Annotated in this window: 17 protein-coding genes; 11 read left to right on the top strand and 6 right to left on the bottom strand. The window is 34.2% G+C overall.

All coding sequences use genetic code 11. The features are described 5' to 3' along the window. Positions 1-74: 74 nt before the first annotated feature. On the top strand, positions 75-3,266 hold the full coding sequence (locus IPK14_18680; GenBank protein ID MBK7995323.1) for a hypothetical protein: 3,192 nt from the start codon (positions 75-77) through the stop codon (positions 3,264-3,266). A 6-nt stretch (positions 3,267-3,272) separates the two neighbouring features. On the opposite strand, the gene IPK14_18675 is transcribed toward IPK14_18680, so the two are convergent. After that, positions 3,273-4,526 carry an ankyrin repeat domain-containing protein gene (locus tag IPK14_18675; protein ID MBK7995322.1) on the bottom strand — a complete coding sequence of 418 codons (1,254 nt, stop codon included), beginning with the start codon at positions 4,524-4,526 and terminating at the stop codon, positions 3,273-3,275. Positions 4,527-4,663: 137 nt separating this feature from the next. On the opposite strand from IPK14_18675, the gene IPK14_18670 reads away from it, so the two are divergent. The 3 genes from IPK14_18670 to IPK14_18660 are packed head-to-tail and all read left to right on the top strand — an operon-like array spanning position 4,664 to position 8,058. Continuing rightward, positions 4,664-7,345 (top strand): ERAP1-like C-terminal domain-containing protein, encoded by a 2,682-nt coding sequence (locus tag IPK14_18670; protein MBK7995321.1) that lies wholly within the window; start codon positions 4,664-4,666, stop codon positions 7,343-7,345. Between the two features lie 15 nt (positions 7,346-7,360). Next, complete coding sequence (locus IPK14_18665; protein ID MBK7995320.1) at positions 7,361-7,657, top strand: hypothetical protein; 297 nt, start codon at positions 7,361-7,363, stop codon at positions 7,655-7,657. Between the two features lie 50 nt (positions 7,658-7,707). Beyond that, positions 7,708-8,058 carry an HAD family hydrolase gene (locus tag IPK14_18660; protein ID MBK7995319.1) on the top strand — a complete coding sequence of 117 codons (351 nt, stop codon included), beginning with the start codon at positions 7,708-7,710 and terminating at the stop codon, positions 8,056-8,058. 325 nt (positions 8,059-8,383) lie between these two features. On the opposite strand, the gene IPK14_18655 is transcribed toward IPK14_18660, so the two are convergent. Next, complete coding sequence (locus IPK14_18655; protein MBK7995318.1) at positions 8,384-9,679, bottom strand: D-alanyl-D-alanine carboxypeptidase; 1,296 nt, start codon at positions 9,677-9,679, stop codon at positions 8,384-8,386. A 228-nt stretch (positions 9,680-9,907) separates the two neighbouring features. Between IPK14_18655 and IPK14_18650 the strand changes: the two genes are divergently transcribed. From IPK14_18650 to IPK14_18630, 5 genes are all read left to right on the top strand, one after another. Beyond that, on the top strand, positions 9,908-10,102 hold the full coding sequence (locus tag IPK14_18650) for a hypothetical protein (GenBank protein MBK7995317.1): 195 nt from the start codon (positions 9,908-9,910) through the stop codon (positions 10,100-10,102). 465 nt (positions 10,103-10,567) lie between these two features. Further along, positions 10,568-11,434 (top strand): ParA family protein, encoded by an 867-nt coding sequence (locus IPK14_18645; GenBank protein MBK7995316.1) that lies wholly within the window; start codon positions 10,568-10,570, stop codon positions 11,432-11,434. A 9-nt stretch (positions 11,435-11,443) separates the two neighbouring features. Beyond that, positions 11,444-12,142 (top strand): hypothetical protein, encoded by a 699-nt coding sequence (locus tag IPK14_18640; protein MBK7995315.1) that lies wholly within the window; start codon positions 11,444-11,446, stop codon positions 12,140-12,142. 43 nt (positions 12,143-12,185) lie between these two features. Beyond that, entirely contained in the window at positions 12,186-12,848 is a 663-nt protein-coding gene (locus IPK14_18635; GenBank protein MBK7995314.1) for a hypothetical protein, read from the top strand. Between the two features lie 101 nt (positions 12,849-12,949). Further along, positions 12,950-13,549: a sterol desaturase family protein gene (locus tag IPK14_18630; GenBank protein ID MBK7995313.1), complete on the top strand. Its 600-nt coding sequence runs from the start codon at positions 12,950-12,952 to the stop codon at positions 13,547-13,549. Positions 13,550-13,625: 76 nt separating this feature from the next. On the opposite strand, the gene speD is transcribed toward IPK14_18630, so the two are convergent. The 3 genes from speD to IPK14_18615 all read right to left on the bottom strand — a co-directional run bounded on the left by speD (position 13,626) and on the right by IPK14_18615 (position 16,857). Continuing rightward, complete coding sequence (gene speD / locus IPK14_18625; GenBank protein MBK7995312.1) at positions 13,626-13,994, bottom strand: adenosylmethionine decarboxylase; 369 nt, start codon at positions 13,992-13,994, stop codon at positions 13,626-13,628. Between the two features lie 48 nt (positions 13,995-14,042). Then, positions 14,043-14,999 (bottom strand): GGDEF domain-containing protein, encoded by a 957-nt coding sequence (locus tag IPK14_18620; protein ID MBK7995311.1) that lies wholly within the window; start codon positions 14,997-14,999, stop codon positions 14,043-14,045. Positions 15,000-15,168: 169 nt separating this feature from the next. Then, positions 15,169-16,857: a response regulator gene (locus tag IPK14_18615; protein MBK7995310.1), complete on the bottom strand. Its 1,689-nt coding sequence runs from the start codon at positions 16,855-16,857 to the stop codon at positions 15,169-15,171. A gap of 175 nt (positions 16,858-17,032) precedes the next feature. Here IPK14_18615 and IPK14_18610 point away from each other — a divergent pair, with 175 nt between their 5' ends. Beyond that, the gene (locus IPK14_18610; protein ID MBK7995309.1) at positions 17,033-18,100 is read left to right on the top strand and encodes a homoserine dehydrogenase; all 1,068 of its coding nucleotides are present in this window, start codon (positions 17,033-17,035) and stop codon (positions 18,098-18,100) included. After that, a complete protein-coding gene (locus IPK14_18605) occupies positions 18,100-18,768 on the top strand; it encodes a phosphoribosylanthranilate isomerase (protein ID MBK7995308.1) in 669 nt (222 codons plus the stop codon). The genes IPK14_18610 and IPK14_18605 overlap by 1 nt, the downstream gene beginning before the upstream one ends. On the opposite strand, the gene IPK14_18600 is transcribed toward IPK14_18605, so the two are convergent. Beyond that, complete coding sequence (locus IPK14_18600; protein ID MBK7995307.1) at positions 18,765-19,232, bottom strand: hydrogenase maturation protease; 468 nt, start codon at positions 19,230-19,232, stop codon at positions 18,765-18,767. The two genes, IPK14_18605 and IPK14_18600, sit on opposite strands and share 4 nt — an antisense overlap.

The following is a 19,232-nucleotide window of genomic DNA, read 5'->3' as shown; positions in this document are numbered from 1 at the left end:
GGCTTAGGATTTGTTAATCTCGATTTTTATAATAATTTATTAGCCAACCTAATTTAATTCTAGGCAAGACATTTATGAATGACTCACAGCAATCTAATTTTTTCTTTGAGCTAGAAAATGCTTCTGCACTAGGAGCAAGGGAACAACTTTTAGCTTGGGCAGAGCGTGTTTTTGCTGAACCAAAATTAGTTGGGCAATCTTTTGACATTCGGCTTTTTGACATTACCCATCTTAGTAATGAACAAGAAGCACAGCTTTATAATAATTTTCAGGGCCGTGATAGCGAATTAGGCATGGGGCTAGTCAATTGGCGAAAAGCTGAACTAGCGGAAGTAATTATTTTAGTGCGAACGGCTGTAGCTAAACGCTATATGACCATTTCAATGGCTCGTACTCGAATTGAAACTATAGAGAAAATCAATCAAGCAGAGCCTAACCCTAAGATGCGTTATCCTGAAAGCACAATAGAACAGCTACGACTAGAGGCTAATCAAGCAACTAGAGAGCTAAGCTATTTACGTGGAAGGGTTTCTCAACTACACGCTTTAGAAAATATGCTAAATACTGTTAAGAGTGAAGCAGGACAAGTTAATTCACGCAGCACAGAACAAATTTTGCGAAGTTTAGGACAAAGTTGGCGCGGACTTTTAAGAGTAAAAGCTTGGTCAGATCAATTTAAAGTTGCTTCTGTACATAAAACAAATCATTTACAACTTTATAATTTTAGCCCTGAAATTCAAGGCTATCTGATGAAATTAAGTGCTATTAGTCCTCCTATTGTAATAAGCAAAGATACGGCTAGATATTTATTTCATGTGTTAGAAGTAATAGATAATTTAGTAGCAGAAGTAATGCCTATTTTAGTACAACCTGAAAAATTACAAGAGATTACACAATGGTATCCAGTGGCTACATTGCTACGTGCAATTGTAGAGTTTTTTCATTTTTGTAATTTTGAAATGTCTCTATTTTTTCTTAATGTTGCAGTAGATATAGATGATCCTGGGCATATTTACCAGCAAGAAGCAGGTCAATGGCGAACAATTAACGGTGAACTTGGGGTTTCATCAACTTTTAAGCGTATGGCTCAAGAAGTTGCATCGCTGCTTGCAGAAGCCTCACCTTTACTAGAATGTACAGACTTAAATCGTTTAGATAAGTTCTTAAAATATGCCTCTAATCAAACGCTCTCCATTCAACAACTAGAAGATCAAGAAATACAGCCCTTTGTTAGTTGTGGACTCTCTGAATTTGATTTTGATCCAGCAGGGCAAAAAGTCAAGTTTCATACTGCTTTTCCATTGATGTCTTCATTAATTTATCAATTGGTTGGTAAGCAAAGCGAATTTCAATATATCAAATCAAGTGCCTTAGGAGGCCCGTTTGAAACCATTATTGGCCTTGCTTTACTTGATCCAAAAGCTTTTAATCTTGCTCCTAATACAATTAATTCATTGGATCGTTTTCATTATTTAGCAAATTTTTGGCGAGCCGTAGGACGACGACGAGCTATTGCAATGTTTGGGGATGATTATGTGCAAAAAGTTAGTCAAGGTCTTCAAGCTCTTGGTCAACCTGGGCCGGAACACCCTACATTTTTAACTATTAAAGTACCTACCTTTGCTGGAGGACGAGAACAACTTCTTAATTCAATACCAAGTCCTACAGAAGCTGAGCGCGATGTTTTGCCTGGTTTAATGCTAGCCGACAAAATGCGAATTATTGATTTAATCAATATTACCTGGGCATTAGCTGATGATTTTATGCTTTCCTTGCGAGATATGAAGTCTAGTGAAGAACTTTATGAAGCTGTTTCTAGCTTTCCTCGTATGGTTGATAGTTATAGAAATGAAATAGCAAAACGATTTAATGATAAATGGATTAATTCTCTTAACTGGGTTTGGTCAATGATTCGTGGCCTTTCGCCAATGCTATGGGATTTTTGGAGCAAAGTTGCATCTAACCCTGCATGGGATGATATGATTTCCCGCGCTCCAACAATGGCAGCTTTAGGGTTACTACTAAGACTGTTTTGCGATACAGCAAGACTTATTTTACTGCTAGAGATTTCTGGCTCTACTGTAGCTAGTGGTTTACGTATTAACTCAGAATCAGCTAGCCAAGCAATTATGTTAGGGTTAGAAAGGTTTCTATTTGGAACAAATGTTTCTTCTATATTAACTGAGTCTGTAGATTATTATTTTGATCCTGAAATCCAATTTGACTCATGGCTAGCATTTGTTAGTAGCTATAAAGCTTTTCTACATCGCTCAATTCAAGACTTACAGCAAATGAATGCAACAACAGAACATTGGCAACTACTCCAAAGTGTTTATGAAGACTTGGAAGAACTTTATCCAAGTATGGTTGTTGCAAATACCCAAGATAAAACTGGTAGTACCAAAGAATTACCAACTAACCTTATACCTATTGATAAAGAATCAGACCATAGCCTACATTTAATAAGTGAACAAACTGCTGTAAATTTCCAAAAGGTTTGTTTTGAACTACTTGGAGCTACTAATAAAGACAATAGCTTATTCTTAAAACTACTTTCAATGTACATAAATGAAAAATCACATGATCTAATTAATAAAGGTGCTTACTATAAAGCAGTAATTGAACAGCTTTTAATTGATGTTGGTTATCGTCGTCTACTCTATAGCCTATCTAGTCAAGCAAGTAGTTTTTTCCGTCTACTTGCAAAAATGGAAAGTGAAGGCCGGACAAGTCATGTAGCATTAAATATGATTCAAGCTCAAGTATTAGATTATTTTGATCAACTTAATGAATCCTACGCTATTACTTTGTCTAGATTTACTAACTGCCCAAGAATACTACCTTTAGAGAGTGTAGAAATATTAAACTCTAAAATTTTAGATGAATCTGATGAGCCTTTGCAATACTGCTTTTTATTATTTTTAGCTTGTGATTATCCAATATTTTACTTAGATACTTGGTCACAAGAAGAATACGATCCAATTCGTGCTAGTGCCAAGCTACAACAGTCTTTAATAACCGTACTTGGTCAACAAATGGAAGATCCTTTTATTCAAATTTTTACCTTAGCAGGTGGTTATTTAACTATTAGATCTGGAACAGTTTATCTTTATGGTAGCAATCGTAGTTGTGAACCTGCGTTTTTAGAACCCGATAAAGCTACTTCCCGCTTATTACTTTCAAAGTTTGTAAGTAGCAAATTTGCTCTAGCATTAGAAATTTTACGCGCTCAATTTCCTAAACAAACTTTCATTGTACAACCATAAAATAATTTATTTTTTATCTGAAGCGAGCAATTCAATAACTTCTGTTCTTTTTCTATCTTGAGCAATGGTTTCTGCTGTTTGGCCTGCTTTATTTTTTAATTTTATATTAGCACCAGCCTTAAGCAAAGTATCTATAAATTCTGTATTATTATCACGTATAGCATACATTAAAGCTGTCCAACCATCATTATCTTGTTCATTAACATTTTCTTTTGCAGCAATGAGTGCTTTAGCCATTTCAATAGCTTCTTCATAACGATAAGAAGCAGCATACATTAAAGCTGTTCTGCCTTCTTCATCTTTTACATTAACTTTTGCTCCTGCGGCCAAGAGTAGTTTTACTATGTTAGCATTAGCATTAGCAGCCGTTGTCATTAAAGGGGTACGTCCAAATTTATTAGCAATATTAACATCAGCTTTAGCTTGAATAAGTTTAGTGACAGCCATTTCTTTTCCACCAACTACCGCGTTATTTAAAGGAGTTGTTCCATTTCTAGCTAGTTTATTTAAGTCAACTCCAAAATTTAATATTGCATCTATCAATTCCAAGTCTCCTCTACTTGCAACAAATCCTAAAGCTTCTGCTAATCCACAGTTGCAACCTTGTTTTATTAAACCTCTGTCTATAACTTGACCTATTACCTTAAAATCACCACCTTTAGCGAGTGTTTCTAAAGGAAATGTTATACTAGGGTCTTTAACTTCAAGATCTGCACCTGCTTTAACCAATAGGTCTGCAACTTCTCCTGCACCGTTTTCTGCTGCAAAAACTAAAGCTGTTTTTCCACCTTCAAGCCTATAATTAACATCTGCTTTTTTTTCTATCAATAATTTTGCTAATGAAGCATCTTTTTTTTGTGCAGCTACAATTAAGGCTGTTTTGTCATATTTATCTCGAGCATTAACATCTGCACCAGCTTCTACTAATAGTTTAATTATATTTGGCCTAAGATATCTAATAGCTTCTTGCATTGGTGTAAAACCCAAATGATTTTTAACATTGATGTCTGCTTTTGCTTTTATAAGTAGGTCAGCACTTTTAGTATTATCTCCAATTATTGCAATAATTAAAGGTACTTGTCCTCGATCATCTTTTTGGTTTACATCACTACTTTTTACTAATCTTTCTACTGCTTCTGTATTCCCATCACTTAAAGCCGTTAATAAAGTTTCCCTATCCATTCCTTGTACAATTACACAGCCTATTACTATTAGCCCTATTAAAACAATGACTATGATTCTAACTTTTTTAGATTTCATTAAACACTCCAGCAAAAAATTAAAATTAACTAGGTTAACCACCTAAACAAAATGTTAAGATTGAAAATTACTAAGATTTTAGCAAGTAATTTCCTATTCTACTTCAAATTGATAAATAGGAGTATTAGATTTAATTTATGTTTTACTACAAAATATTATTAATTTTATTTCTAACTTTTTTAAGTTTTTATCCTGTTATGGCGAATGTAAATATTGAAGATACTGAAAAGACTATTCCAGAAATTGGTATTTCGCGTCAACTAGCAAATAAACGTGCTTCTATCTACTCTCATATAAGATATAAATTAAATTATGAAATTAAACCTATGGATGAAAATTTAATAGGTCATATTGAAATAGAACTTCAAATTTCTAACCCATCAGAGTCATTAATTTTAGATTTTAAGAGCCTTGGAGACGATCCTAATCAACTTAATGGAACACTAAGAAATAATTTTTTAGTTGTTAATGGTCATATTATTACAGATTTTCAACAAGTTAATGGTCATATTATTATCCCAAGCAAAACATTAAAAGTAGGTAATAATTCTTTAGAACTAAGTTTTATTTGTCCTGTACGTAAATCTGGTGCAGCAATTACTCGATATATAGATAAAGACGACAATAACGAGTATCTTTATAGTTTATTTGTTCCAAGTGATGCTCATATGGCTTTTCCTTGTTTTGACCAACCTGACTTAAAAGTTCGTTTTAGTTTATCTATAACTTGTCCTGGACATTGGGCAGTTGTAACTAATACCCCTTTAAAAGAAAGAATAAGTAATCGTCCTGGACACTTTCAAATAGCGACTTTTGAAGAAACTAAAGCTCTTAGTACTTATCTTTTTGCTTTTGCTGCCGGGCCTTTTTCACAACTAGAAATTGAAAACAGCAAAACTCCTATGGATTTATATGTCCGTAAATCCAAGGAAAGTAAAGCTAAAAATGAGCTAAAAGAAATTGCTCGTCTTCATCGTGAAGGGCTAGAAACCTTGGCAAGCTATTTTGATTATCCTTATCCTTTTGGCAAATGTGATATGGTAATTTTACCTGAATTTGCTTATGGTGGAATGGAACATGCTGGAGCCATATTTTTTAGAGAAGATCGTATGCTTTTTCCTAATGAACCTTCTCCCAATGACTTATTAAACCGAGCTAGTTTAATTTTACATGAGGCTGCTCATCAATGGTTTGGTAATTTAGTTACTATGCGATGGTTTGATGATCTTTGGCTAAAAGAAGGGTTTGCGACTTTTATGGCTTATCAGGCTATGGAAAAAGTCTTTCCTGGCAACGTTTGGAAAAACTTCTATCAAGCTAATAAACCTAGAGCATATTCAACTGATAGCACCAAAGGAACAACACCCATTTTTCAAGAAATCCCTAATCTAAAAGATGCAAAATCAGCTTATGGTAATATTGTTTACACTAAAGCACCTTCAATGCTTCGCCAACTTGAGTTTTATTTAGGTAAAGAAGCTTTCCAAAAAGGTGTCCAAGCATTTTTAAGTAGCTATGCTTTTTCTAATGCTGAATGGTCGGACTTAATTAAATGTTATGAAAAGTCGGCTGGTTATAGCTTAAAAACTTGGGCTGATGCATGGGTAAAGCGTCGGGCAATGGCCGTTGTTGAACCTGTTTTAACTATTAGAGCAGGAAAAATTCACACTCTAAGCTTAAAACAAAATAATATTTTAGGAGAAGATACTATTTGGCCGCTAAAAACTAAATTAATCTTAGCCTACACTAACCAACCAGCTATAGTTTTAACTGTTAGTCTAACTAGCACTACAACTGTAGTTACAGATGTAGTAGGAAAGCCTAAACCAGATTATATTTTTGCTAATTATGAAGATTTTGGATATGGCGAGTTTCGTTTAGATAGTAAAAGTTTAGCTTATATAAAAAGTAATTTAGCAAATGTTTCAGATCAGTTTTTACGCTCGCTTCTTTGGGGAGCCATTTGGAATGCAGTTCAACAAGGCGTTTTTGCACCTGTTGAATATCTAGAATTAGTTTGTCAAGCTTTAAGTAAAGAAGAAGATCCTATCACTGTACAATTAGTTTTAAGTAACTCTGCTGTAGCTTTTAGCCATTATTTATCTTTTCAACAAAAAAACAAAATTGCTCCTAAATTAGAAACAATGCTTTTTCAAGAAATAAAATCTGATAAAAGCTTAGGACTACGTTTAACTTACTTTCGCTCTCTACCAAATTTAATAAGTAGTGCTGAAGGAAGAAAACAGCTAGTAGATTTACTAGAAGGAAAAATGAGTTTTGATAAAATTGAGCTAAAAGCAAAAGATCGTTGGGAACTTATTACTAGCTTAATTTCACAATCTGACCCAATGGCAGAAAAACTACTGTTTATAGAAGAAAAGCAAGATTTAAGTGCTGATGCACAACGCTATAGCTTTATTGCTAAAGCAGCACAGGCAAATAAAGAATTAAAGAAAAATTATTTTGAGCGTTATTTACAAGACCGCGAATTAGCAGAAAATTGGATTGAAACTAGCTTAAGAGCTTTTAATAGTCCAAACCAAGCTAATTTAACGATTGGTTATCTAAGACCTGCTTTAGCAGCACTGCCACAATTAAAAAAACAGAGAAAAATATTTTTTATTAATGAATGGCTAGCAGCCTTTATTAGTGGGCAATCTAGTCCACAAGCTCTAGAAATAGTCCAACAATATTTAAGAGAAAATAGTATAGATAGAGACTTACAACTAAAGGTCTTAGAAGCTAGTGATAAACTAGAAAAGTGTGTTAAAAGTCGTTCTAAATATGCTAGTAAAAAGTCAATAAAAAGCTCAAAATAACCAGGAGGTTATACTATGAATCCAGGATTAATAGGAGGAATTATTGGAGGAGTTCTAGGAATAGGAGGCGGAATTATTGGTACTTACTTTAGTATTAAAAATACACAAAGTAAAAAAGAGAAAGATTATATGATAAAAGCATCTTTTTGGTGTTGGATAGGAATAATTATTTTTTTGGCTTTGTTATTTTTTCTACCTAAACCATATAATTGGCTAGTTTGGATTCCTTATTCCTTGCTTTTACCTCGTTTTGTTATTGGAGTTAATCGTCAATTAGCTAAAATTAGAAAAGAGGAAAATAACATTCTCTAACCTTAAATAAACCTTAGGTTAAAAAAACATAGAAAGAACCTTATTTATTAGTGTGGGATTTAGATGGAACAATAGGTAATTTTGAAAAATTAGAAAAATATCGTGAAAATTTGCCTACTGTGGAAGCACGCCCAGAGATTGCACCAGCATTAGAAATTCTATCTAAAATAGGATTTATACATACCGTATTAACTATGGCTACTAGTACCTATGCAGAAATTGCATTAAAGGCTACAGGTCTACGCCACTTCTTTGCTAAAGTAGAAGGCCAAGGTCAAAGGCTTAAAGGTGATGTAATAGGTATTGCTAATGATTTTGGTATTAACCCTAAAAATTATGCTCATAAAATTATGTTTATTGGGGATAGAATGCTTTTGACGAGCCTAGACACTCAGAAGTAATCTTTCACCTAGAACGTTTTGCTCTAACTCGTCCTGCTAGCCAATTACAAATTCTGGTTGAAACTCTCCTCAAACAAGGAAACGGCTCATTAAGAGAAGGGTTTTCTTTCCATTGGTCGGGGTTCTAAAAAATGGTATCAGTTTGCTAAACTACCTCCTATAGAAGTAGGTGTTCCTATACAAAGAAAATTACCTAAACTTGATCCTTTATTGTTATTAGAAAGAGTTCAAGAATGCCCAGTTATTACCTTTGAAAACCCTCCTAACCCACCTGCTACTTCATCTAAGCATCAAGCAATAATAGATAATAGATCTTAATTACATATTATTTATTATTAAAATTGATCAATATATTTGGAGAGCTTTCAAAGCGACTTGAAGTAGTACGAACAGCAACAGGGCCGCCATTTTCATAAATTAAGTTTGTTATAATTTCATCCTGATAACGTCGTGCGTGTAAAACATTATCTTTGTTAAGGATAGCAAAAAACAATGGGCCTTTTTCTTTAGTATAAGCTATTCCAACTAAAGCACTTGCCTTTTGCCTAATTAATGTACCTGTTTTTGCAATTACACTCCCTTGTAGTTCTGCACTAGTAAATCGCTCATCTAAAGTTCCAGCATCAACCCCAGCAGCAGGTAAAAGCTGATCAAAATTTTTACCATTTTTATTAATTGAGCTATAAAAATATCTTAATAACTCTAGTGTAGCTATAGGAGTCATTTTATTTTCCCCAAGTCCTGATGCAGAGGCTACTTCTAGTTGACTAGGGCTAATTTTTACTTTTTCGATCAAAAACTTCTCTATTACCTTTGGCCCGCCTATTTTCTCACCTACGACTTCAGCCATAAAGTTATTAGAATAATCATTTTGCATCTTTAATATATCTAACAAATTACGAGATTGATGCGTTAAAAGTAACTGTTTTCTTATAGGTATTTCTCCAGCACTAATAATTTGTGTTGAACCTATAATTTCTAAACCTTGAAATACTGCATTAGGTCTATTTTCAGTGTACTCTGTCCAGGCCTCTTGCACAGATTTTGTCCAGTTAGTAGGACTAAAAATAAGTTTTAACTCCTGGGCTGATCGTTGAACAGAAGTGTCAAAATTAAGATAAAAAGGATTTGTTATTAATAAATTTCCTGTTACTTTTTTAATTCCTAAATAAGATAAATTTTCTCCTATTAAAAACGCATTTTCATAAAATAAACTTGGATCCCCTGAACCAACAATAATTAAATCTCCATTAAGCGTATTATCTTTATCTATGTCACCATTAGTATAAATCTCTGTATTAAATTTATAGTTATAACCTAATGTTTCTAAAGCAGTTATAGAAGTAGCTATTTTCATTACTGAAGCAGGATTAAAATAGGTTTGGGCGTTTTGTGCAAGTAAAGTATCTCCTGTTAATGTTTGAACCAGCACTCCATGCACAGGCACAAAAACACGCCTTAAACGCATCTGCTTTGCTCGATAACGAACTTTAGCTGTAGGAACACTTTTTTTAATATTTTTTTGAGACTTCTTTTTTTGTTTTGCAGTTAAAATATCTGTTGGTAGCAGGACAAAAACCAAAAACAAGGTAATAAAAAAAGTATAAATTTTGGTATTCATTAAAGTACCCTCGTCTAAATTGATTTAAGAAAGCTACCCATTAATTTGTGATGTTTTTTTATTTTAAGTTGCCTTAATTAAAATTATTTAAGACCAACTAAATTATAGATCAGTAATAAGCTTTTATAAGCAAAATTTTTAAAAATCTTTTGCAACCTTACAACCTTTTTTGCGTTTAAGCCACCATTAAAATATCTAAATTAATATAATAATTTTTAGGAGTAATTTATGTCCGCTTCCTCTCAAAATATTGGTATCTGGGAATGTAAACACTGCCATCATAGCGTTAAAGATGAAGAATCTGTAGCTTTTCACTTAATAGATGGTTTTTTATATGGTTGGTGTCGCCCTTGCTTTAGCGAAGCAGCTATAAAACGTAACCAAACTACAATTAAAAATACTGATACTTTAACAAGCAAGTAACTTATCTAGTAAAAATATAAGCTAAATAAGCAGTTCATTAAATGGACTGCTTATTTTATTTTATTAATAAATAATTAGGTAATCTATAGATCCTCTAATTAGGTCTTATCGCATAATAATCCACTATAAATAGTGTACTGAGAAATTATTATGTTTTTTTAACATCTATTTATCTAACTAATGTGTTTTCATAGATCAAGGTAGATCTAAAAATTTTTGTCAAATTTTATCAAAATATACTAACTGTTCTATTATCTTATACTTAAGAATACAGCAATCTACTCTACTATATATAGCTTGCTTCCATTATATTGGCCTATATATAATGTCTACTGCCACAGAACAGATTAAAAATAATTATATTTTTGGCATTATTTTTTCCAGCCAAATGCCGTGCTTTGTCCGTTCTGTGGCAAGAATTATAAAAGCACGGCGTTTGGTTTTTTACTTGGAGCTACTCATTTTATGCCACCTATTATTATTGCAATAGCTAATCAAAAGGGAGGTGTTGGTAAAAGCACCACCAGTGTAAATTTAGCAGGTGAATTGTCACTGCGTGGATATAGCACACTACTTATAGATTCTGATCCACAAAAAAATGCTACCTCTTATCTAATGGCTACAGATCAAATTACCAAACATTTAGCTACTTTTTTACTTTATGAAGTAGCTCCTGAAAAACGTGGCTCTGCTCGCCAAATGCTAAAACAAAAACCCGTAATCTACCCTTTAGAAGATTGTATCTTTGAAACAGGTATCGAAAACTTAGATATGATCCCATCCCATATTTCTGTAGCTAAATTTGAGCAAGCCAAAGCTGATAAAGTAACGCTACTTAGATCAGGGCTTGCAGAAATGGAATCTCGTAGTATCTTTTATGACTTTATTATAATTGACACTCCTCCAAGTCTTGGGCCACTGCTAACGCTAGATTTAACTACAGCAACACATGTTATTACCCCTTTAGCTGCTGAATATATGAGCTTAGAAGGTGTTTCAGACTTTACAGAAACCTTTGCTAACATTAGAAATGGATTAAATAATAAGTTAGAAATGCTTGGTGTAGTTACTACACGTTTTGATAACCGCAAAAATGTTAGTGCCGAAGCAGATGCTAGCATTAGACGTGAATTTGGCGAACTTTGCTTTGAATCTATTGTTTTTGAAAATACTCGCTTAATAGAAGCTTTTGCCTATAAATCAATTCTATCTCAATATAAACCTAGAGCCTTAAATGCTCATAATTATGCAGATTTTTCCGAAGAAGTATTAAAACGCCTTTCTTTACCTACTCGTAAACTAGAAGTCATAGGGTCAAAAGGTAAAAAATAGGACACACTTATGACAGAAAACCCTAAAAAACGCTCTGCTAGCTCTCAACCAAAACGCTCTGCACGTAAAAAATTTGATGTCTCTATTGACCCAGAAGTAGAAGCCTGGTCTAAAAAACTTTTTCATCCCATTAAACCTATTATTGAAGGTCTAAAAGAACAAGCCGCACAAAAAGCAGAGGCTGACTTTATGTCAGACTCTGCAATAAAGTCAGCCTCTGCTAAATTGTCACATACTAGAGACTCTGACTTTATGTCAGATACTGTTAAAAAGTCAGAGTCTGACATAAAAGTAGTATCTGACAAATTGGCAGATACTTTTCCATTTGATCACGAAAGAAATATTGTAGATTGGTTTGTAGTTGATCACGATCAGCATTCTGAAGAAGATCAATTTGAGATCAGCGATCAGCGATCTGAAACGTCTCTAGATCAAGCTACAAGCCGATCTCATCGACGATCAGAACTTGAAATAAAGTCAGACCCTGACTTTTCATCAGATGAGACTCTGACAGGATCAGAGAGAGCCAAAATTACAGACTCTGAAATAAAGTCAGACCCTGACAAAATTACAGGCCGCACTACCGTTGCCCTAACTCGAGGAGAATTAAGAATTCCTAACTATGTCCTTAAAGGATTACTTCCCATTCTTAGTAATAGTGAGTTCGTAGTTTACCTCTGGCTTTACTTTCTTTCTCATAGGGTTTAATAAAACAACTTGTTATGTTAGTGCTGGTAAACTAGCTAAATCAGTGAACTTAACAGATCGAACAGTGTTTCGAGCATTAAATTCTTTGGAAGGCCAAGGTCTAATTAGACGAACTGATCGCCATTTCTTAGGTAAAGCTGGAGGGCTAACTTTTGAAGTTTTCTTACCTTCTATTGATGATTCACTAGAGTCTGACACAATGTCAGACTCTGCAAAAATGTCAGATTCTGTCACAACCTCACTTCGATCAGACTCTGACATAAAGTCAACCAATAAAGATCATGATCATGATCTTAAAAGGATGACAGATCATGAAAGACGGACAAAGGAAATCTATCATGATTTAACTGCAAATACTTGGACAAGTTTTGATCACCAACAATATATCCAAATAAAAGATTTGCCTATTGAGAAAATAGAATCCGCAATGAAAGTAATAATTAGCCGTGCGGCTGATCCTATTCGCAGTTTTGCTTATTTTGCTAAATCCTTGAAAAATGTTGATAAAGTTCTAGCCAACGCTGCTAACCCACGGTTGCAGCGGGCTAAAATGCAGGAAATGATGAGAGATATTGTACATACTCAAGTTGGAGGAAAAATATCAGTAGCAGACCTAGAAGAAAAAGTACGACTTAAATGCGAAAGTCTTGGAATCGCTTTTGACAAAGCACTTTTTAACGATTTAGTTTCTAACCGCCAGTTTTAAAATGCAAAATAACACCTATAAAAAATACAAAAAATAATTTTGCTTTGCTTTTTAATAATAAAGTGGTATAACCACCTTACCATTTTATTACAAGGTTAATTATGAAAGAAGCCATATTATCTAAAGAACCTAAAACCATTTGGCAAAAACTTTGGTATTTTCAAGCATATTTATTTTATCCACCAGTTTTATTATGGCTAATGATAAAGGCTACTATAGCAGTAGGTTGGCAACACTTAATTTGGACAGTTGCACTTGGGGTTGTAATTTGGATGTTTATTGAATATATTTTGCATCGTTGGGTATTTCATCAGCCAGAATATGGACAATGGTGGTCACTACTTCCTTGGGCGCATAGAACGCATCATAAACACCCTAGAGAGCTAAGTTTAATTTTTGCTCCTGTATGGTTTAGCCTTCCTATCAGCATTTTAGTTTGGCTAGCTTTAAGCTTGATTATTGGTAATGGTCAAATAGCCTTGTTGGTACTCTCAGGCATTTGGATTAGTTATTTATGGTATGAGTATGTTCATTATTCTGCTCATTGCCGCCAACCAAAAACTAGGTTAATGCGCTATCTAAAAACTTATCATCTACTACATCATCATACTAATGACCCTATTTGGTATGGTGTTACTTCACCTGTTATTGATCATTTATTTGGTACTTACCAAAATTTACCAGGACGGAAAAAAGCTTGATATAACGCTAGTCTGATAACTAAAAATATTGAGAAGTACAATAATTTAGTTATTAGTTACTTCTGTCTAAATTTATTTATGATTGTTTAGTTTTATCAAATTGATATCCACGACTAATAACATTAGTTGTTTGATGTTTACTTTTTAATACTTGTGCTAAATAATTTAGACCGGGTTCGGGTTTGATGCTCTGACCGCAGGTAAATAAATCAACAGCAGCATAAGAATGTTCTGGCCATGTATGAATAGCAAAATGTGATTCTGCAATAATAATCATCCCACTAACACCTTGAGGGCTAAATTTATGGAAGTTATGAAGAATAATTGTTGCTCCACATTTTTGAGCAGCTTCAAGCATTGACTCTCTGATAAGATCCTCATTGTCAAGCACATTAGGATCACATTCGTAAAAGTCTGCAAGCACTTGTATACTAAGCCCAGTCATTATCTTAATAGTCTATTTTCTTGGTTGGATTTTATTCTAAATAAGGAATTATTCATCAAACCCAGGAATAATGGTAGCTAAACATACTCTATTGCGCCCTGTTTGTTTAGCTCTATAAAGAGCTTCATCGGCTTGTTTAGTTAGTTCTTCTATTGTACGTCCACAAACAGGGTATTGAGCAACACCAACACTAATTGTTACACGTCTTAAACAGCCATGAGGAGAAAAGTCTATTGCTTCAATAGCTTGACGCAATCTTTCACCAGCAATTACAGCACCTTCAATACTAGTTTCTGGAAGTAATACCAAAAATTCTTCTCCGCCATAGCGGGCTGCCATATCGTGGGAACGTAAATGATCATTGATAGTTTGAGAGGTTAATCTAAGAACAGCATCACCAACATCATGACCAAAGTTATCATTAATACCCTTAAAGAAATCTATATCAAAAAGTAATATTGAAAATGGACGCAGATGACGACCAGAAACAGACACGATTTTTTCTAGTTCTTCTTGAGCATGATTACGGTTCCAAAGACCTGTAAGGGCATCTCTTGTTGCTTGTTGGTAAAGGCGTTGGTGGTAGGAAAGATCTAAACGATCTTTTACTTCAAATTTTAGAATGGTATCACCAATGCTGATTTTATCACCATTTCTTAGTAATACTTCAGCAATACGTTCACCATTAATATAAGTACCATTTTTACTGTTAAGATCTACTAAAGTAACGCGGGAACTTTGTATATCTTCGCCTTCTTGAACTGTAATTAAAACATGGCGACGTGAAGCCTTCCCATCATCAACACGAATTTCTACATCCTCGCTACGTCCAAGGACGCTTTCTGGCTTGTCTAGTTGGAAAACACAACCAAAATCACGACCTTCAATAACAGTCAAAGTATAGTAATGACTGCTACCTTGATGGGCACCACGCACATCAGCAAGTCGCAATTCAATAGTTTGATCTAAAGGTTGTGTAAAATTTAGGTCTTTGTCTTTAGCCATGATTTAGCACTTAATTAGAACATACACTGAGTTAACAGGGGTAAAATATCATAGCTAGGATTGCAATGTCTATGCTGAATCTGCATTTAGTAATAAAAAATTAAAGACTTGAGGATACTCTTTAGCAGTTTATTCAATAGCAAAATCAACTATACGTAGCAATCCAGCTTTATTTAAAGCTACTACGGTTTGAATAGTCTCCAAATCTCCTTGTAGACAAAATTAAAATACCTTGAATGCTTTGTTTGATAGCTGTATTTCGTTCTACTAGCTGGCTATGAAAATTAAAATTACCTCCATCCATACACCAATTAACCAAACAATAAATAGCTGTTTTACCAGCTAGATCTTCAAATTCAGCATCAATAATGCGGCCTTGGTCAATATAAATAATTCCATAACGGCCTGAACGAGATAGTCTTAATACTCCAGACTTATTACCTGCGGCCAAGGATTGTAACAGGTCAGGAAGAGGAATTTCTGAAAGTTTTCCTCTTACATCACCTGCCATACGAGCTTTTTGCAACATTCTACGTAAGCGTATTCCTATCTCTTCAATATCAAAAGGTTTTAACCAGTAATCTTCTACCCCACCTTGCAGAGCCTGAAGTTTTTCATCCATTTCTATTCTACCAGTTAAAAAGATAAAAGGAATATCTGTAAGATTATCATCACTTTGCAGGTACTCAAAAAGTCCATAGCCATCCCGACGAGGCATTACTATATCAGAGATAATAAAATTAGGCTTGACTTCTCTTAATTTCTCTATAGCTTCTTGCCCATCTATAGCTTCTATAACTTGGCAACCCATGTCTTTTAGTAACTCTACTAGCAACTCCCTAACTGCTGCATCATCATCAACTACCATTACAGATAGATCCTTAAAACTAGGTCTTTCTATTGGTCGAAAACTTCCTGTAGCACGCGAAGCAAAGCCAGGCTTTGTTTCAATACGCAAAATTTCTTGGCTAGAATCTAAGCTAATAGATGTTGGCAAGCTTAAAGGGCCGGTTGTATACCTGCTTGCCGGACTAGGCAGCTTAGGCATTTCTTTAGGTGTAACAAATTTGTTTCCTATTGGTATAGGACTTTCTTTTGATGTAAAGGATTCTTCTTCTGATTCTGATAAATCAAATACAGGAGGCTTAAGCGCGGTCTTATTATCGCTATATAAATTACTATTTTCTAGCGTTGTGTGATAAGCAGAAGATTCTTCTTCTATAGCAACTAAGTCAGTAATAAAAGGTATTTCATCATCTGTTTCATCTGTTGCTACACTAACTTGTAATGAGTAACCTAAAGAAGATTTTTCTTGTTGAATAGTTGATAACTCTACTGTTAAAGCATTTTCGTCTAATATAGAAAAAACTTCTCTTAACCAATTTAGATCAAAAGAATAAGTAGTTAATAAATTTTCAAAATATTCTTTTGCCGCTTGTGTTTCTTCACTTTGTACATAAAGCTGGGCAAGTTGTTGAATTGGTCTAATGGTTTTATCCATTTGGCCTAATTTTATATGAATACTAATTATTTCTTTTAGTGATGTATTAACTAAATTGTTTGGTTCAAGTAATTCTGCTTTATGAAAATAAAGTAAGGCTTCACTTAAGTCTTCTATATGTAAGAAATGTTGAGCAAGTTTTAGATAAGTTTGACGTAAACTTTTTATATCATTATTTAATGCTGCCAACTTCAGACTAGTTTTTAATGTTGCTAAATCTGTAAATGCCGGGAGGTCTTTGTTAGGGATGCAATTGGATTTATCATTACCATCATGATTACTTTGAGGACAAATTGATATACCACTGCTGTTATGGTGGTTTTGGCAAACGGGACACTCTTTGTTAGCTGCTAGCATTTTTGTTTCCACAAACAGAAATTTAGGTAATCTAAATATTTTATGCTAATTGGTTGATAGCAACATAGGTCACTAGCCATTTTAGCAGTTCGATATTTTTAATGTAACTTTTAATTTATTAAAAATATAAGGTTAAAACTATGAGTATTAGTTAAACACCTTAAGGGTACTTCTAGTGATTAATAATAACTTAGAAAACAATATTGGCATAGTTAAATTTTCGTTAATAGGTTTTGGTAATGCTGCCCGTCGTTTAGCTGAACTGTTAATTGAGAAAGAGCAGGAGATAGCTCAAAAATACCAAACACGGTTTATATGCACTGCCATTGCTACTGCTAAACATGGAATAATAATTTCTGATAAAGAAATAAACCTGACTTTAGCATTAGCTAAAGTAAAATCCAATCAATCTTTGACTACATTAGACGGTGTTATCCCGCTATCAGATTCTTTTCAAGCTATTAGTAAAAGTTCTGCCGATATTATGATAGAAACTAGTATTTTAAGCTTAGAAAATGGCGAACCTGCTCTTAGTCATGTAAAACAAGCTTTACTAGCTCGTCAAGATGTTGTCACCGCTAACAAGGGGCCTCTAGCCTTTGCTGCCTCTGAACTACTAAAATTAGCAAAAGCTCAAGATCGCCATCTCTACTATGAATCAACTATGATGGATGGCACACCAGTTTTTAACCTAGTACGTCATACTTTACCATTAACAAAAATTCATAGAATAAAAGGTATTGTTAATAGCACAACAAACTTTATTTTAAGCGAAATGGAAGAAGGTAGAGATTTTGCTAGCGCGTTAACTAAAGCTCAAAATGTTGGTATTGCTGAAGCAGATGCTAGCCTAGACGTTGATGGTTGGGATGCAGCAGTTAAAGCTTGTGTGCTAGCTAATTGCTTAATGAATGGCGAACTTAAGCCAAAAGATGTTAATCGTTTAGGTATTGCTAATATTAGCATGGATGAAATTTCAATTGCTCAAAAGGCAGGAAAAAAAATTCGCTTAATTATGGACATCATTAATAACAATGGAAAAATATCAGCATCGGTTTTACCTACAGAAATTGACAAATCAGATGTTTTTTATACTATAGATGCTTTTTCTAATGTTTTAACCTTAGAGACTGACCTAATGGGAACTTTAACTATTATTGAAAAAGATCCAACACTCACCCAAACAGCTTATGGGTTATTTAGCGATTTGCTATCAATAGTTTCTGCTAGAAAGGGTAAATAATGAAACCAACTCTATCACCTAGAATTAAAATTTGTTGTATTAGCAGCGTCCAGGAGGCTCACCTAGCCATCAATTATGGAGCGTCTGCCCTTGGACTAGTTTCTGAAATGCCTAGCGGCCCAGGCGTAATTTCTGAAGATTTAATTCAGGAAATAGCAAAAGAAGTCCCTCCACCAATAGCAACATTTCTCTTAACCAGCAAACAAGACATTAGAGAAATAGTTGATCAACAACGCCGCTGCGCCACTAACACAATACAAATCTGTGATTGGCTTGTAACAGGTAGCTATGAGCAACTACGCTCATCACTTCCAGGTATTTCCTTAGTGCAGGTTATTCATGTCCAAGATGAAAATTCCCTATCTCAAGCCTTAAATGTTGCTCCTTATGTTGATGCAGTTTTGCTTGATTCAGGCAACCAAGCTTTAGCTGTAAAAGAATTAGGTGGCACGGGCCGCACTCATAATTGGGAAATTAGCCGCCAAATCCGCGAGCAACTTTCAATCCCAATATTTTTAGCTGGGGGCTTAAATCCAGATAATATTACTGAAGCTATAGAAACCGTAGCACCTTTTGGACTAGATATTTGTAGCGGTGTACGCACTAACGGACAACTTGATGAGGCAAAACTAGCTAGCTTTTTTACCAAAGTGCAAAAGCAAAACTAAAAATCCAAATTTTCTATCTCCTTAACCATTTGCTCTACAAGTTTGTCTATTGCCTTTGGAAGTTCTAAGGAAAGCTCTGACCCTATTTGAAAGTTTTTTCCTGTTACTCCATAAAAAATAATTGTTTTAGGCAACTGATTAAGTATTCGCGCTAGCTCAATAGCTTCTGCCAAGTTAAAAGCATGTGTAGAATAAAAAAGCTCAGTTGCTAAAGTTTGTTGTTGTAAATCAAAACGGTGAATTGTTCCAATTGCGTCTTGGCTAGAAACTCCATCTACAATAAAAACTATTGAATTCTCTGCATTTTCTGACCAAAGCGAGATTAAAAAACTAGCCTCGCCGCTATGCTCATAAAAATCAACTTGGCGATCAGCAACTAGCCGTTTTAGTTTTCTTACTACTAGTAAACCTGCTATGTCATCACCTCGAAACTCATTACCTAAACCAATTACTAAAAGAGACAT

It is taken from the genome of Blastocatellia bacterium (genome assembly GCA_016713405.1).
Classification (GTDB): domain Bacteria; phylum Acidobacteriota; class Blastocatellia; order Chloracidobacteriales; family JADJPF01; genus JADJPF01.
Note: the sequence above shows the minus strand (reverse complement) of the source record. Positions and strands in the feature narration are given on the sequence as shown.